Source organism: Microbacter margulisiae, assembly GCF_014192515.1.
GTDB lineage: Bacteria > Bacteroidota > Bacteroidia > Bacteroidales > Paludibacteraceae > Microbacter > Microbacter margulisiae.
Map to the genome: position 1 here is coordinate 237,686 of NZ_JACHYB010000001.1, position 16,465 is coordinate 254,150.

The 16,465-nt window shown below is 39.1% G+C and carries 16 protein-coding genes; 7 read left to right on the forward strand and 9 right to left on the reverse strand.

Annotated features, from left to right (window positions below; genetic code table 11):
* Positions 1 to 16 precede the first annotated feature (16 nt).
* From def to FHX64_RS01080, 7 genes are all read right to left on the reverse strand, one after another.
* Positions 17 to 571, reverse strand: coding sequence for a peptide deformylase (gene def, locus FHX64_RS01050; RefSeq protein ID WP_183411986.1), 555 nt, complete (start codon positions 569 to 571; stop codon positions 17 to 19).
* Positions 572 to 621: 50 nt separating this feature from the next.
* Positions 622 to 1,263 (reverse strand): class I SAM-dependent methyltransferase, encoded by a 642-nt coding sequence (locus FHX64_RS01055; protein WP_183411988.1) that lies wholly within the window; start codon positions 1,261 to 1,263, stop codon positions 622 to 624.
* A complete protein-coding gene (locus FHX64_RS01060; protein WP_183411990.1) occupies positions 1,260 to 2,147 on the reverse strand; it encodes a damage-control phosphatase ARMT1 family protein in 888 nt (295 codons plus the stop codon). Before FHX64_RS01060 ends, FHX64_RS01055 begins: the two co-directional genes overlap by 4 nt.
* An 11-nt stretch (positions 2,148 to 2,158) precedes the next feature.
* Positions 2,159 to 2,887, reverse strand: coding sequence for a NifB/NifX family molybdenum-iron cluster-binding protein (locus FHX64_RS01065; protein WP_183411992.1), 729 nt, complete (start codon positions 2,885 to 2,887; stop codon positions 2,159 to 2,161).
* A gap of 18 nt (positions 2,888 to 2,905) precedes the next feature.
* The gene (locus FHX64_RS01070; RefSeq protein ID WP_183411993.1) at positions 2,906 to 3,457 is read right to left on the reverse strand and encodes a DUF134 domain-containing protein; all 552 of its coding nucleotides are present in this window, start codon (positions 3,455 to 3,457) and stop codon (positions 2,906 to 2,908) included.
* A gap of 76 nt (positions 3,458 to 3,533) precedes the next feature.
* A complete protein-coding gene (locus tag FHX64_RS01075) occupies positions 3,534 to 4,556 on the reverse strand; it encodes a glycosyltransferase family 4 protein (RefSeq protein ID WP_183411994.1) in 1,023 nt (340 codons plus the stop codon).
* A gap of 78 nt (positions 4,557 to 4,634) precedes the next feature.
* Positions 4,635 to 5,243 (reverse strand): DedA family protein, encoded by a 609-nt coding sequence (locus FHX64_RS01080; protein ID WP_221202112.1) that lies wholly within the window; start codon positions 5,241 to 5,243, stop codon positions 4,635 to 4,637.
* A 238-nt stretch (positions 5,244 to 5,481) separates the two neighbouring features.
* On the opposite strand from FHX64_RS01080, the gene prfB reads away from it, so the two are divergent.
* The 3 genes from prfB (at position 5,482) to porT (ending at position 9,025) form a co-directional block, all read left to right on the forward strand.
* A protein-coding gene (gene prfB, locus FHX64_RS01085) for a peptide chain release factor 2 (protein ID WP_183411998.1) occupies positions 5,482 to 6,571 on the forward strand; the annotation gives its coding sequence in 2 pieces (ribosomal slippage) (positions 5,482 to 5,544 and positions 5,546 to 6,571; 1,089 coding nt in all).
* Positions 6,572 to 6,678: 107 nt separating this feature from the next.
* Entirely contained in the window at positions 6,679 to 8,202 is a 1,524-nt protein-coding gene (gene gpmI / locus FHX64_RS01090) for a 2,3-bisphosphoglycerate-independent phosphoglycerate mutase (RefSeq protein ID WP_183412000.1), read from the forward strand.
* 118 nt (positions 8,203 to 8,320) lie between these two features.
* Complete coding sequence (gene porT / locus FHX64_RS01095; RefSeq protein ID WP_183412001.1) at positions 8,321 to 9,025, forward strand: type IX secretion/gliding motility protein PorT/SprT; 705 nt, start codon at positions 8,321 to 8,323, stop codon at positions 9,023 to 9,025.
* 4 nt (positions 9,026 to 9,029) lie between these two features.
* Here the strand turns inward: porT and gmk are convergent, their stop codons facing one another.
* Positions 9,030 to 9,599, reverse strand: a complete 570-nt coding sequence (gene gmk / locus FHX64_RS01100; protein ID WP_183412003.1) for a guanylate kinase — start codon at positions 9,597 to 9,599, stop codon at positions 9,030 to 9,032.
* A gap of 38 nt (positions 9,600 to 9,637) precedes the next feature.
* Positions 9,638 to 10,507 carry a YicC/YloC family endoribonuclease gene (locus tag FHX64_RS01105; RefSeq protein ID WP_183412005.1) on the reverse strand — a complete coding sequence of 290 codons (870 nt, stop codon included), beginning with the start codon at positions 10,505 to 10,507 and terminating at the stop codon, positions 9,638 to 9,640.
* Between the two features lie 126 nt (positions 10,508 to 10,633).
* Here FHX64_RS01105 and tsaB point away from each other — a divergent pair, with 126 nt between their 5' ends.
* The 4 genes from tsaB (at position 10,634) to FHX64_RS01125 (ending at position 16,427) form a co-directional block, all read left to right on the forward strand.
* Positions 10,634 to 11,326, forward strand: coding sequence for a tRNA (adenosine(37)-N6)-threonylcarbamoyltransferase complex dimerization subunit type 1 TsaB (gene tsaB, locus FHX64_RS01110; protein WP_183412007.1), 693 nt, complete (start codon positions 10,634 to 10,636; stop codon positions 11,324 to 11,326).
* A 58-nt stretch (positions 11,327 to 11,384) separates the two neighbouring features.
* The gene (locus FHX64_RS01115) at positions 11,385 to 13,499 is read left to right on the forward strand and encodes an AAA family ATPase (RefSeq protein WP_183412009.1); all 2,115 of its coding nucleotides are present in this window, start codon (positions 11,385 to 11,387) and stop codon (positions 13,497 to 13,499) included.
* An 81-nt stretch (positions 13,500 to 13,580) separates the two neighbouring features.
* A complete protein-coding gene (locus FHX64_RS01120; RefSeq protein WP_183412011.1) occupies positions 13,581 to 14,489 on the forward strand; it encodes a patatin-like phospholipase family protein in 909 nt (302 codons plus the stop codon).
* Positions 14,490 to 14,522: 33 nt separating this feature from the next.
* Complete coding sequence (locus tag FHX64_RS01125; RefSeq protein ID WP_183412013.1) at positions 14,523 to 16,427, forward strand: AMP-dependent synthetase/ligase; 1,905 nt, start codon at positions 14,523 to 14,525, stop codon at positions 16,425 to 16,427.
* Positions 16,428 to 16,465: the final 38 nt, after the last annotated feature.

Sequence of the window (16,465 nt, forward strand, 5' to 3'; positions counted from 1 at the left end):
AGTTTTGTTTTCCTTGTCAGACTCCCATTTTCAACTCTTTTTTTTGAGAATGGAGAAACTTTCCTCGAAAGTAAAGTAGCTTATGGCAGATGAATAATTTCCGGATTGGATGTAAATGATCGATGAATAAAACGCCTTCCAGATGATCGTATTCATGCTGAAAAATACGCGCTTTGATGCCATGCAATGTTTCTTCCACTTTGTTGAATGTTGTATCGAGATAACGAACACGGATGGAAGAGGGGCGTTCTATATCTTTGTAAATGGATGGAACACTTAAACATCCTTCGTTAAACCGGCAGCTCTTTTCGCTAAACCAGGTTATTTCCGGATTAATGTAAGCGGCTTTGAACGGTTTGCAAGCATCATCTGAATTTGTTTGCAGGGTGGTATCAATCACAAAAACAGACTGGTTGATTCCGACTTGAGGTGCTGCCAATCCAATACCTCCCTGCTGTGCCAATGTTTCAAAAAGCATTTGAATCAATTCTGCAGGCTGATCATTTTTGGTAATCGATTTTGAAGATTGCCGTAATCTGTCATCGCCGTATTTGATAATATTAAAAGGCATAGGGGAGTGTCGCACTGTTTATGATGTTGCTATATGATGGGGACAATAATTCATTGTTTTTCTGCGCGGATTACAATAAAGCTGCCTTCTCCAGATCCCGTTCGGGGAATTTCGACAGTTTGCAAGATTTTGATATCGGTAAAGATAGTTTGGTAGATGGCTGATATAAAAAAACCGGTTTGATGGAGCAATGATGTTATTTCTTGCGTACAAAAAAATGTCGCTTCTTTGTAAAACAGGCTTTTATCCTGATGTTGAAGATAGGATTGCCCGATTGGACTGTTTCGATCGACAAAGGCAACAACCAATACTCCGCCAGGTTTTAATACACGGGCTGTTTCATGAAATGTTTCCAAAGGATCGTTGACAAAACAAATGGTGGTTACCATTAATGCGGCATCAATCGACGAGTCACGATAGGGAAGCTTCTCGGCAACAGCCTCTGTCACGTTAAGTCCCCGTTGGATTGCTTTTGCTCGCATGGCAGGCGACGGATCTATTCCTTCGGCTATGCCAAGAGGTAAAGCGAATAGTCCGCTTCCAATGCCAATCTCAATTGTTCTTCCCTGCGATGGCCATACTTTCCTGATCGCTTCTATTTCGGATAAATAGGCAAACCGGTTCTCTTCAAACCATTGTTCATATACATCAAGGTGTGCTTCAAAGGGAGCCGTCTTAGCATGCGCATTCATGGGTTGTCCTTTAATGAATTTGACTTTAACGCATGGTGGAATGCTTCATTATATACGACACAATTTCCTTTTTCGGCACCTATAAAGCCGGCAATGACATCACATTTGGCCATTAGCATAAAGAAAATGCGCGGATCATGAAGAGCATAAAGTCCTTCCAGGTTTCCCTGTCCTTTGGAGATGATAAGATCGGCTGCTTCAAAATGTTGACGGAACTGTTCGCTTGAACGTTCGAGTATTGTCGAAGGAGCATCAAATCCATTGGTAATGACGTTGGCCACATGTTGCATTCCTGTAGCCTGGACATCTTCCAGCGTCGCATCATTAATCGTTGCTCCTCCACGTACTACGAAAGTCACATTGGGATGCTCTATGGTTTCAAGAAACAGACGGTCAAATACAATTTCTCCGGCATTGTCGCCTAAATAGAGGATAGATTTGGCTTCGGCAATCTTCTTTTTCAGAAAAGATGAATGGTCAATCGATAACGGTTTATCGATAACATGATGAATCGTCTCTTCTATATCAAAGGTATGATTTGCCCCGTAATCCATAATATTGCCGGCAATGGCTAATCGCATGGCTAAAGTAAACGGATCGGCAGCATTCCCGACGCGACTTTTCCATAGCGGATAGAGCGCTAAAGCAACTTCATTGTTTTGCCATTTCTCTTTTTGATAGAAATCGTCTATGGCTAAAATTGTCTGCACTTTATGTTGTAAAACCCGCTGCAATTCCGGCGTTGACAGCTCTTCATCCCCGGAGATGACCTGCTCCATGTAGGTGAAGAGTTCTTCCTTTTGTGCATTATTAGCAGCGTGCTTTTGTAAAAGCGTTTCATACGTCCGTTTAAAACAGCCCTTACAGCGTTCGTCAAAAAGCATATAAGAAATTTTTAGTGATCACAATAATTGGCTCCGGCGTGTAGGGTGTTGGTCGCAAAATCTGCTGCCAACGCTTTGGGTTCTTTCATTTCGGCGCCGACAAAGACATTTATTTTTTGCTGATGGAATAAATCGATTGCTTTTTGTCCCATTCCACCGGCGATGACATCGGTTACGCCATGCTGTGCCACCCAGGCAGGATATAAACCCGGTTGATGCTCCGGCGGAGTGATGCGTTCTTCGTTCCCTACTTGACTGTTTTCATCAATATCGATGATGGAGAATTGCTGGCAATGTCCGAAATGTTGACATAATCTGCCATTTTCCAATGGAATAGCGATACGTTTTTTCATTGTTTTATTTTTATTGAAGTTAGCTGTTTGATTGTATTCTGTTACGTTGACTTCTGCTGCCTTTTCATGGTTATTATCAAGCAAATCAATGATTTCATGAATAGTTTTTGTGTTGTCTTTCAAAATAATCATTTGAATGCGCAGACTGTCAATCAATGCTTTAATTTTTTGGCCTATCTCTCCTGAAATGACCTGGGAAACACCATGCTCAGCGAGAAATTGCATGGCTGCTGCGCCTGCTCCTTCATCCATTGACAGAAACTGATTGGGCAGGAATTCAATACTTTTGAGCTCCTTATCGTAAATGACAAAGTAGGCAGCTCTTCCGAAATGAGTGTCAACGGGACTGTCCAGTGAGTTTTTTAAAGCAGTGATAGCAATTTTCATTTGATGATGTATTGAATGTCATGAGTGCCTTAAATGGCCGTGGCAATGAGGGCAAATTTCATGTTTACAAGGCATTCCGTGAACATGTGGTTTGGAAAATCCACAAATTGGGCATGTACATCGTCCGTTATTTGAAAACGTTTCGGGATATTCGGCGGATTGATCTGCAGAAGCAATCTGGTCGCTGTTGCATAAAGGACAACGGATTATCGGTTCCTGTTTGTTGAGGCGGTTGAAATAGCTTCCGCATTGATGACAATTATACCAATCGCTGTCAAAATAAATTTTTCCCCCCTCGATGATGATTTGCTTCCCCATCACAAAAGCTTCTGCAATTTTCTGCCTTGCTATGGCATAAATACGCGTTAGTGTAGGCCGGGAGACCTGCATTTCCATGGAAGCCTCATGATGATTCATGCCTTCGTAATCGCATAAACGGATTGCTTCATACTCTTCGAAACGAAGAAATATGCTTTCGGCTGAGTCATTGTCAATGGATGACCCATATGGCTTAAAACCTGATATAATAGGAGGATTACTTACTTTTCTCCAGCGTTTCGGACGTGGCATTTCCTTTGATTTCTATTGCCTGCAAATATAATGAACAATAGATCAAAATCAAAATATGATGAAGATTTACATCCGATCATGAGATGTACGAAGGATGATTTTTTTGACAAAGTTCCGTATAGACATTCAGCAATTTTTGGCGGACTATGTTTTTGTCAAATTGGGTAATCAACTGTTTTGATATATTCAGACCAGCTTGATACTCTGCCGGGGAAGTCATCAGCCTTTTCGTCATCTCAATGAAATTCTGCGTGGTGGTTGCTTTTAAATAAGGATTTTCGTACAACGATACATATTCAGGCAAATCCCTGAATATAACGGGAATTCCGCTGCAAGCGGCTTCTATTGGAGCAAGGGGACAATTTTCCTGATAGGAAGGAAAGAGCATTACATCCGCTGCGGCATAAACCAAAGGCATCTTTTCCAAATCAAGCATGCCGGTAAAATGAATATTTGATTTGGCATGTTGAATCCGGTTGTCGATACGAGCAATGCCTTCTGTAATGGTTTTGAAAGGACGGCCACCCACCCAGACAAATTGAGCCTCAGGTATTTGCTCCGAAATATCGATAAAATCTTCAACTCCTTTTCTTGCTTGTAATTGGCCTACTCCAAGAACAACAAATACGTCATCTTTTAATCCTAATAAAGCACGTCCTTGTTGGCGCATCTCGTCTGTCCGTTGCCATTTTTCAATAGAAATAGGATTGTAGATATTAATGATATTTGTTTTGGATCCCAATGATTTAATCGTGTCATGTACGTGAGGCGATATGGCAATACAGACATCTGCATATGAATAGACATGTTTAAAATAGAGTTTAAAGAGAGGCAGCATCAATTTCCACATCGGCAAAGAACCTTTGATGGAATCAGGAATAACGTGAACCGTCAACACACGCCTGTGTTTGTATTTTATACCCTTCCAAAAATAATACGGGCCGTAAGTATGACTGTGCAAAATATCTCCATGTCCTTTTTCTTCGTTTATAATGATTCCGACATCGTTCTTCGATTTCATCAAGTCAATATGCTCAATAAAAGAAGTATAAACGCCATTCCCTTTAACTGATGTTTCATAGATGATGTGTATGTTCATCGATATTACATTTATACGGTTAAACTATGGCTGAATTGTTGATTGTCGGTTTTTGTTGTAACATGAATAGAAGATAAGTTATTCATTGGCCTTGTGAGTTGATTTTATTAGATTGATAATGAATATGATAACTACTGTTGCTGGTACGGCTAATAAGAAATAGGGAAGATAAACAATTTCTTGAGAAAATTTATCCCAGTGAGGACCAGCCATATAACCAATTGTAATATAAAAAATTGCCCATATTGCAGAGCTGAATGCTACTGCCGAAAAATAATGAGAACGCTTAACATGCAAAAAGCCGCATGCTACAGCAGCATATCCTCGTATAAAAGGCGTCAGTCGACCGATAAAAATACCTTTCCAACCACGTTTATCAACTGTTTCACTCATTTTTTGAAGTCGTACATATGAGATTGGAAACCATTTTGGCTTTTGGGTTATAATGAATTTTCCAATCAATCCAAAAAGAATATATAAAATCGCGGCTGCAAGAATATCGGCTGCAAATGCCGTAACAATTATTTCAGGAAGAATAAACAAATTGGAGTATGCCAGGTAACCAGAAACAATAAGTACCATCTCATTGGGTAAAGGTGTAGGAGCTCCGACTTCTTGTAAGAAGAGAAATCCAAAAATAACAATGAGACCATATTCATGAACGTATTGTATAAATTCGATAGGCATGGGATGACAACTAAGATTCATGTTCAAGACAAAGCTTACATCACAAAGATAGTTGCTTTTTGTTACAAAACGGTTACGATAAAATCAGTTTTTAAAGAAAAGCTATCACAAAACCAGGTGCTACATTCAATTATATTGATGATTTTGTCATTATGTAATGTTGTGGCATTGGGCAAAATAAGCTATCTTTGTATTCGAAAAATCCGACAACTTATATTTTTAAATCCCTTTACTATAAATGATTACGACTGAACAACTGAAAGCAGTGTCAGAACGCGAAGATGCGTTGAGGAGGTATCTTTGACGTCGATGAGAAATTAATACAACTTGAAGAAGAAGAGCGGCGTACGCATGTGGAGAATTTTTGGGAAGACCAAAAAGCAGCAGAAGAACAAATGAAAAAAGTACGCAGCATTAAGATGTGGATAGATGGCTACAATGAGGTTGTTGCTGCTGTGCAAGAGTTGGAATTAGCATTTGATTTTCTGAAGGAAGGTGCTGCAGAAGAACAAGAGGTTGAGGCTGCATATCAGCATGCTATGAATCTGATAGAAGCTTTGGAACTTCGTAATATGTTGCGCCACGAAGAAGATAAATTAGGTGCTGTTCTTAAGATTAATGCTGGCGCCGGAGGCACAGAAAGCCAGGATTGGGCGTCGATGTTATTCCGTCTTTACCAACGCTGGTGCGAATCGAAAGGATATAAAGTTACCGTTACCAACTGGTTGGATGGTGATGAGGCTGGCATTAAGACGGTCACCATGCAAATTGAAGGTGAATATGCGTACGGTTATTTGAAAAGTGAAAATGGGGTTCATCGCCTAGTCAGGGTTTCTCCGTATAATGCGCAAGGTAAGCGAATGACCTCCTTTGCGTCGATATTTGTCGTCCCTTTGGTAGATGACAGCATTGAGATTGTTATTAATCCGGCAGATATTGAATGGGATACATTCAGATCCTCCGGGGCTGGTGGGCAAAATGTCAATAAGGTTGAGACAGGCGTGCGATTGCATCACCTGCCTACCGGTATTGTGATTGAAAATACAGAAAGCCGTTCCCAGTTTGGTAATAAAGAAAACGCTTTGAGACTTTTGAAATCTCAACTCTATGAAATGGAACTGGAAAAAAGACGTGAAGCACAACAGAAAGTGGAAGCCGGCAAGAAGAAAATCGAATGGGGATCGCAGATACGAAGCTATGTCTTTGATGATCGCCGGGTGAAAGATCACCGGACTAACTATCAGACATCCAACGTACAGGCTGTTATGGATGGGTATATTGATGAATTTATAAAAGCCTATCTGATGGAATTTGGTGATCAGTCATAGAGCTTCTATGTATTGAGAATTCAACTTTAAAAAGAACTGGAAATAATTTTGTGTAACTTATGGTTTGAACATGCTCGTGATGGAGCAAAGCCGTTAAAATGATTTGTATGACAAAGAAAGTATTATTGATGATCCTCGATGGTTGGGGACTCGGTGGTCAGACGAAAGCAAATGTTATTGCACAAACGCCTACCCCATATTGGGATACATTGTTGCAGAACTATCCTCATGCACAACTTGATGCATCAGGCGAAAAGGTGGGGTTACCTGATGGGCAAATGGGAAATTCGGAAGTGGGTCATTTAAACATTGGCGCCGGACGTGTGGTGTATCAGGATTTGGTGAAAATCAACATTGCTTGTCGTGATCATTCTATTTATGAAAACCCTGAAATTGTAAAAGCGTTTCGTTATGCTCAAGAACAAAATAAACAAATTCACCTGTTGGGTTTGGTTTCAGATGGCGGAGTTCACAGCTCATTGGATCATGTTTTTACCCTGACCGATATTGCCAAGTCATACGGCATTGATAAAACATTTGTACATTGCTTTATGGATGGACGAGATACCGATCCTCGCAGTGGAAAAGGCTTCATTGAAGCATTGGAAAACCATTTGTCCAAATCAACTGGAAAAATTGCTTCTGTTATTGGCCGGTACTATGCCATGGATAGGGATAAACGTTGGGATAGGGTCAAAGAAGCATATGATTTGCTGGTACAAGGGCAAGGTACTCCTTCAACAAATATGGCAGAGGCTGTTCAACAATCCTATGATGCAGGTGTTACGGATGAATTTATCAAACCTATTGTTCATGTAGATACTGATGGCGCTCCACTGGCTACCATTCAACCGGATGATGTGATTATTTTCTTTAATTTCAGAAATGATCGCGCAAAAGAATTGTCGATTGTTTTGACCCAACATGATATGCCGGAGCAGGGAATGCATACAATGCCTTTGTATTTCTGCACCATGACGCCTTATGATGCGTCATTTAAAGGACTGCATATTTTGTTTGATAAAGATAATGTTCAGAATACATTGGGAGAAATTGTTGCGAAAGCCGGCATGCACCAATTACGCATCGCAGAAACTGAAAAATATGCCCACGTTACATTTTTCTTCTCGGGTGGACGCGAGGAACCTTTTGTCAATGAAGACCGTATTTTGGTGCCATCACCGAAAGTAGCAACTTACGATTTAAAGCCCGAAATGAGTGCTCATGAAGTTGCTAATAAATTGACTGAAGCCATTCAATTACAAAAATACCAATATATTACAGTGAATTTTGCTAATGGCGATATGGTAGGACATACCGGCGTATATGAAGCAATTGAAGAAGCAGTGGTTGCTGTTGATCATTGTTTGGAACAAGTGGTGGAAGCTGCTAAGCAAAATGATTATGACGTGATTATCATTGCAGATCATGGCAATGCAGACAATGCACTCAATGCGGATGGTACCCCGAATACTGCTCATTCACTTAATCCGGTTCCGTTTGTGTATATTTCAAAGAATCAAGCAGCTCATGTTGAAAATGGAATTTTAGCTGATGTGGCTCCATCTATTTGTACATTATTGGGTATTGAGCAACCCAAGGAAATGACTGGTAAGAATTTGATTCGTTGAAAATAATATGTTTTGCAGAAAAGGGCGATGAATTCGCTTTTTTCTAAAAACTAAGCATAGCGAAATACTATTTCTTAAAAATTGCCGTTATACAAAGAAACATTATAAAAGGCAGCATATGAAAAAAATCGGACTGGTGGCATTGTTTTTTGTGGCATTTTGGACTGAAGCGTTAGTTGCTCAAGATAACAGTTTCCGGGAAATAGATGACCGTCCGTGGCACTATGGATTTGTGCTGGGTTTTAATGTTTTCAATTTTAGTGTAACTCCGACCAATATAAAACAGTTTCAAGGTGCGCAGGTTTCTTCTGTAACGCCTGGCTTTACTGTAGGTTTGATCTTGGATAAGCGGTTGTCCAAATATTTCGATCTTCGTACTGTCCCCACATTGAATTTACTTGATCGTGTAGTGACCTATCAGGATTCTTCTTTAAGAGTCAATAAGTCAGTTCCTGCTACAATTGATTTTAAATCGTCTTTGATAGATATTCCTGTATTTGTGAAGTATAGAGCTGTTTGGTATGGGCACTCACGTCCTTATGTGTTGTTGGGAGGCGGGATGACCTATAGTTTATCTCATGACGGCGTTGATGGAGACGGAAATACTCAGGTTGCACTAAAACCGTTTGATTTTTATATTGCGGCCGGAGTTGGATGTGATTTTTATTTTAAGTATTTCCGTTTAGCTCCTGAGCTGAAATTTACATTTGGCTTGAATAATCTATTGAATTCAACCCCTCCTTCCGGAGCAAATCCGTTATATACCAACGAACTATCAAAAATGACCTCAAGAGCTGTTGTGCTGAGTTTTAATTTTGAATAGTTTCTTATTTGGATAAAAAGTCACCAATCAACCCTTTGACTTTTGGTACTGTTTCAAAAATGTTATCGTTTACTACGACAATATCAAATTTTGGAGCAAATTCCAATTCCAAGGCAGAGCGTTTTAGTCGTTCTTCAATTACTTCGATCGGTTCTGTTCCACGATGAATGAGCCGATTTTTTAATTCTTCAATGGATGGCGGTTTGACAAAGACTGATAAAGCCCGTTCTCCAAAATATTCTTTGAGCCTTAATCCTCCTTTTACATCTACATCAAAGAAAAGATTTGTTCCAAGAGCAAGTTTGTTTTCTACTTCGTTTTTGAGTGTGCCGTAATACTTATTGGCATAAACTTCCTCATACTCAATGAATTCTCCGTCTTCAATTTTTTGAAGAAAATCTTTTGTCGAAAGAAAATAATATTCTACACCGTTTTGCTCATTGCCTCTCGGTAAACGATTGGTAGCGGAAATGGAGAATTGGAACGAAGGCACTTCCTGCATTAGATAATTGATAAGAGTGCTTTTACCGGCTCCAGAGGGGGCTGAAAAAATGATGGCTTTTCCTTCTTTCATTCAAAAATATGTTGATAGGTAATATATATGCAATATTTTTATAAGATATTGAGTACTTGTTCTTTAATTTGTTCCAAGTCATCCTTCATCAATACGACGATCTTTTGCATTTCACTATGATTGGCCTTAGAACCTAATGTGTTGATTTCCCTCCCCATTTCTTGTGCTATGAAGCCCAGCTTTTTTCCCGAGCTTGATTCGGTAGCCATCGTAGAGCGAAAATAGTCAAGATGATTTTGAAGCCGTGATTTTTCTTCATTGACGTCAAGTTTCTCAATATAATAAATCAATTCTTGTTCAAATCGGTCTGCATTGTACGTTTCGCCTACATTTTGAATGCCTTCATGTAGTCGTGTTTTAATATGTTCAATGCGTTCTGCCTCAAATGGAGAAACCAAGTCAAGCAATTTCTGAATGTGATCCAGTTTTTCATTGAAAAGCTTTTCTAATGTTTGCCCTTCTTGCAGCCGAAATTCTTTCACTTGCTGTAATGCTTCAAGCGTAACGTCTAAAATGGTTTGCCATTCAAAATCATCCAGTATTTGTTCTTCGTTTGCAAAAACCTGTGGCATCCGTAAAATGATATCAAACCAATTTTGAGGAACAGGTAACTGATTTTCTTCTGCTAATTGCAGAATTTGCTCGTAATAGTTTTGAAATACAGTTGCATTGATTTTTTGAGTTGATTTTTCGTTTGAATTGGTGATGGCGATGGATACATCGACTTTACCTCTTTCCAGATGTTGGGTAATCAGTTTTCTCAAATCAAGCTCTTTTTCCCTGAATATGGAAGACATACGGAGAGATATGTCAATTTGTTTGCTATTCAATGTTTTGATTTCAACAGTAATTTGTTCGTTTGCAATTTCACGGGTTGCTTTACCGAACCCCGTCATAGATTGAAGCATGATTGAGCTGATTAAAATTAGAATGCAAATGTACGGGTTTTGGGTTAAAAAGTGTACATTTGCAAATTAATTTTGTCCAATCGATTGGCTTACACGAGTAAGTTAATGTAAGTACGCAAATATTTTATGCCTGTTATTCTTCATCTTGAGACTTCAACCTCTGTTTGTTCTGTTGCTTTGTCCGTAAATGGGAAACTCGTAGCTAACCGTATCTCTTTTGAAGGTCCTTCCCATGCAGTGCTTTTAGCCAGATTTGTTGATGAAATTTTGAACGAAATGCGTTTACAATCAGTGCGTCCAGATGCAGTAGCTGTTAGTTGTGGACCGGGTTCTTATACTGGTTTACGTATTGGTGTTTCAATGGCTAAAGGATTATGCTTTGGTTGGCATGTGCCTTTGATTTCGATTGATACGCTTCAACTACTTGCTTTTAGTGCTACACAATCTAATTCGTCGAATGAAGCCATGTTGCTATGTCCCATGCTGGATGCCCGCCGGATGGAAGTCTTTTCTGCTATTTTTGATTATCAATTAAATGTTGTTCGGCCTACTACGGCTGATATTGTGGATGAGAATATTTACCTTCAATGGTTAGAACAATATCCGGTGTTGTTTTTCGGAAATGGCGCAGAAAAATGTAAACCGCATCTAACGCACCCTCATGCACATTTTGCAGACTATATTGTTCCCCAAGCAAGTGATATGGTTGCCTTAGCCGAGAATGCTTTTCAAATTGGTAATTTTGTTGATACGGCCTACTTTGAACCTTTCTATTTGAAGGATTTTATCGCTACTGTACCGAAAAATAAGGTGCTTTGATGTAGTTCAATCTTTTGTGTCTGTCCAAACTATCCTAATGCTGAAAAAATCAATGTCAATGGAAACCTTTACATTTGCTGAAAATGAAAAAGCCAATTTAGCGTTGGGTTATATTCGGAATACGAATCGTAATCTTTTTTTGACAGGAAAGGCTGGGACAGGGAAAACAACTTTACTAAAACAAATCAAGGAGCTTATTCCAAAACGGATGGTTGTGGTTGCTCCAACGGGTGTGGCAGCCTTAAATGCAGGAGGAGTAACTATTCATTCTTTTTTTTCATTACCTCTCTCTCCGTTTATTCCTGTTGAACATAGTGCTACAAACGAGAAATCTTTATCAAAGATCAAAATTGAAATTATTCGCAATCTCGATTTGTTGATCATTGACGAAATCAGCATGGTGCGTGCTGATTTATTGGATGCAATAGATGCGGCTTTGCGTCGTTTTCGCAAAAATGCTACTCCCTTTGGCGGCGTACAGCTTTTAATGATAGGCGATTTGCAACAATTACCGCCTGTAGTGACGGATACCGATCGGATTTTATTAAATGATTACTATCATACATATTATTTTTTTGGGAGTTATGCACTGCAGAAAACGAATTTTATTACCATTGAATTGGAGCATATATATCGCCAGCGTGACGAGCAATTTCTTCATTTGTTGAATTCTGTGCGTGAAAATCGACTGGAGAAAGCCGTCTATAATCTTTTAAAAAGCCGTTATGTCTCTAATTTTCATTCGGAAGATCATATTATTTTAACGACGCACAATAATCAGGCACAGCGTGTTAATGCTGATTATTTGGAAAGGTTGCCTGCAAAGTCTCATCGTTTTGAAGCAGTTGTTACCGGGGAATTCTCGATATCTATGTTTCCTACAGACAGTTCCTTAGAGTTGAAAAAGGGGGCTCGCGTTATGTTTTTGCGAAATGACTCCTCAGAGGCTAAAGCATTTTATAATGGGAAAATCGGCGTAATCACCGCTCTTAATGATGATTCTGTGTCTGTGTTGTGTGATGGAGAGTCAGATTCGCTGACCATTACTCCGATGGAATGGCAAAATATGCAATATATTTTTAATGAAGAAACTAAAGAGATCGAAGAAACACCCATCGGATCATTTACTCAAATTCCTCTGAAGCTTGCCTGGGCAATTACCATTCATAAGAGTCAGGGATTAACGTTTGATCGCGTGGCTATTGATGCGAAAGCTGCTTTTGCTCATGGTCAGGTTTATGTGGCATTAAGCCGTTGTCGGTCGTTGGATGGACTAGTTTTATCTTCTTTGTTTGCTGAAGATGCAATGCCTATTGACTGGGAAATAACAACATTTACTGCAAAATGCGAACAGGAGCGCCCAACTGCAAAAATGTTAGAAATGGCAAGCAAAGAATATATTGTTCAATTATTGACCGAATTGTTTGACTTTAAAATTATAGCTCAAAATATCAATAAGTTATATTCTTTGCTTGAGAAATATAAAACGGTTATCACAGGCTTAAATGTAGAAGAGCTTGTGGTTATGAAGACCAATTTTGATCGGGATGTAATGGATGTAAATATGCGCTTTAGCGATCGATTGACATTGCTTTTGCAATCTAACGAACCGCTTGCAGCTAATTCTCCGTTGCAAGCCCGCATTCAAAAAGCCATCTCTTATTATGTCGATAAAATAGAATCCATAGTGTTATCAGTTTTGCAAAAAATTCATATTGAAACTGATAATCAGACTGTTCAAAAAACATGGGATGAACAAATCTTGCAACTGTTTGAAGAAGCATGGGAGAAAAAATATTGTTTAGAAAGTTGTATTGAAGGATTTGATATTCAGGACTATTTGAAAAGCAGGTCAAATGCAGCTTATGCTTTTGAAAAAGAACAACGGAAGGAACATCTGAAAAATCAAAAATATTCTATTGCTGTTCCGCATCAAGAACTTTATTTGCAATTAAGAGCTTGGCGGAATGCAAAAGCAATTGATCTTGGTATAGAACCTCATGCGGTTTTACGGCAAGTTTCAATGGAAGAAATCACTACAATGCTCCCTTCTTCTAAAAAAGAATTAAGTACCATTAAAGGTATCGGAGCAAAACGAATCCGCCAATTTGGAGACGAATTACTGGAAATTATTACAGAATATATGATTGTAAACGGATTGACAAAGCATTGACAGGTGTCGGATTGTTAATATCTTTGTTCTTGTGTATAACAAGTTGAAAATTAGATAGTATTGAATGAAAATAATATAGATATGAAACGAATTATTGGTTTTGTAGTTGCATTGTGGTTGTTTGTAACGCCATGGGTTAATGCTCAACCTTACCAAGTCGGAGTGTGTTTGAGCGGAGGTGGAGCTCTTGGTTTTGCGCATATTGGTGTTTTGGAAGCTTTGCGTGAGAGTGGCATTTATCCGCAGGTTATTTCAGGAACGAGTATGGGGGCTGTGGTTGGTGTTTTTTATGCAGCAGGATATTCTCCTCAAAATATTTTAGAAATAGTCCAGCATGAAAAAATGTACAGGACAAGTAACATTATTCGTTTTCATATTGGCAAAAATGCAACTGGCTTTTCTGACCACGTCCCGTTGCTCAATGTGTTGAAGAAATATATTCCTTACGATAATTACGATAGTTTATCAATGCCGTTTTATTCCTGTGCCACCAATTTAACTACAGGTAATATTGAATATACCTCGCATGGAGACAATTTGCGCGAACGTGTTGCTGCTTCTTCATCTATTCCTGGTATTTTTGAGGCTGTAAAGATTGATTCTTGCTATTATGTTGATGGTGGTGTGTTGAATAACTTACCGGCACAACCGATTCGCCCTTTGTGTAAAGTTTTGATTTCTGTTGTAGTGAGCCCATTTACTCCCAATTCTAAGATTAAAAATATTTCTGATGTTTTACATGATGTACTGAAAGTAATGTCCAAAAATAATTCCGCACCAGGTATAAAAATGTCTGATTATGTGATATATGTGAATATTGATCCACGCTTGGATATGTTTAGTTTCAAGAACTATAAGAATATTTATTTTGCTGGGTATAACATTGGAAAACGGTTTATTGCCGATCATCCTGACCTATTAAAATACGCCACTCAGAAACCAAAAGTTACAACTCCTGTTTTGAAAGATACAATTGGGGATGAACAATAGTGGGTAAATCAAATAGCTTTTAATGAATTGTTTATGAAAAAAACTATTATAGATCTTTTCGAAGAAGCCGTCGAGAAATATCCCTTGAATTCCTTTTTGTTTGAAAAAAAAGATACTGTTTTTCAGGAAACCACCTATCTTGAAACCCGTGATTTGGTGTATCAGCTTGGAGCCGGGTTGGTTGCTTTTGGCGTAACCAAAGGCGATCATGCTGCATTATTGTCTGAAGGCCGTAATTTATGGATTATCACTGAATTGGCTATGTTTTATGCTGGAGCTGCTAACATTCCATTATCAGTCAAACTTGAAGAAAGTAATGATTTGATTTTCAGAATACAGCATGCTGAGGTTCGTTATTTGTTTGTTTCCGGGAATCAGTTGCCAAAAATCCGCGCTATAAAGAATCAATTGCCTTTGCTAAAACACATTGTTGTGCTGGATGAACTTCCAACCTATGAAGACAAAGAACTTTCTGTTAAACAATTGTTTGAAATGGGTACCCATCATTTGAAGAATACCGATATAAATAATTTTCTGGCTATTGGTCAGTCAATAACCAATGATGATATTGCTACGATAACCTACACATCTGGAACAACGGCTGAACCGAAGGGCGTGATGTTGACCCACAGAAATTATACGGCAAATGTTGAGCAATCGTTGACGTTATTGGATATTCCTGAGACTTGGAGAACATTCATTATTTTACCGCTGGATCATTGTTTTGCTCATGTCGTTGGTTTTTATATATTTATGACTTCTGGCGCTGGTGTAGCGACTGTTCAGGTTGGCAAAACACCTCTGGAAACATTGAAAAACATCCCGATTAACATTAAAGAGATAAGACCGCATCTGATTTTAAGTGTTCCCGCTTTGGCAAAGAATTTTCGCAAAAACATAGAGAATGGGGTCCGGGCTCAGGGAAGAACTATTGATACTTTATTTCATTGTGCACTCAAGGTTGCCTACCTTTATCATCAACGTGGAGCCTCCACAAAAAAGTTGTGGCATAAGATGTTATATCCTTTCGTGAAGCTATTTGACAAACTACTTTTTTCCAAACTTCGTGAAGCTTTTGGTGGTAATTTGCAGTTTTTTATCGGTGGTGGAGCTTTGTTGGATATTGAATTACAGCAGTTCTACTATGCTCTTGGAATTCCTATGTTTCAAGGGTATGGACTTTCGGAAGCCACTCCTGTCATCTCATCGAATGGTCCTGACAGTCATCTTTTGGGCTCATCAGGGAAAGTAGTGAAACCTTTGGATTTGAAAATTATTGATACTCAAAACAAAGAATTACATGATGGCGAAGTTGGCGAAATTGTTATCCGTGGAGAGAATGTGATGGCCGGCTATTGGAAAAATATTGAATCAACACGGGAGGTGTTGCAAGACGGATGGTTGAAGACAGGTGATATGGGATATATGAGCTCTGAGGGTTTTTTGTACGTTTTAGGACGATTTAAAAGCCTTTTAATTGGTAATGACGGAGAAAAATATAGTCCCGAAGGCATAGAGGAGGCTCTGGTTTCTAATTCACATCTAATTGATCAGGTGTTTTTGTATAACAATCAATATGCGTACACTGTTGCATTGATTGTGGCGAACCGGGAGGCGCTTAAGCGACAGGTGAGACACAATGCAGCAAGCATTGAGGGAAAGCAGGAAGCAATTCAACTGATTTTGCAGGATATAAATAAGTTCAGGGCGGGGGGCGTGCATGCCGGAATGTTTCCTGAGCGATGGCTTCCTGCTACGTTTGCTATTCTTGCTGAACCGTTCACAGAACAGAACCGGATGATTAACAGTACCATGAAAGTGGCGCGTGGCGAAGTGGAATCGGTTTATAAGGAAACATTCGATTTTTTGTATACGCCTGAAGGGAAAATTGCTACGAATGACCGCAATATGGAGGCTGTGTTCGGGTCGGCTTCTTAATGATTATTTTTGTTGATGTTTGTATTGATGATGCGTTA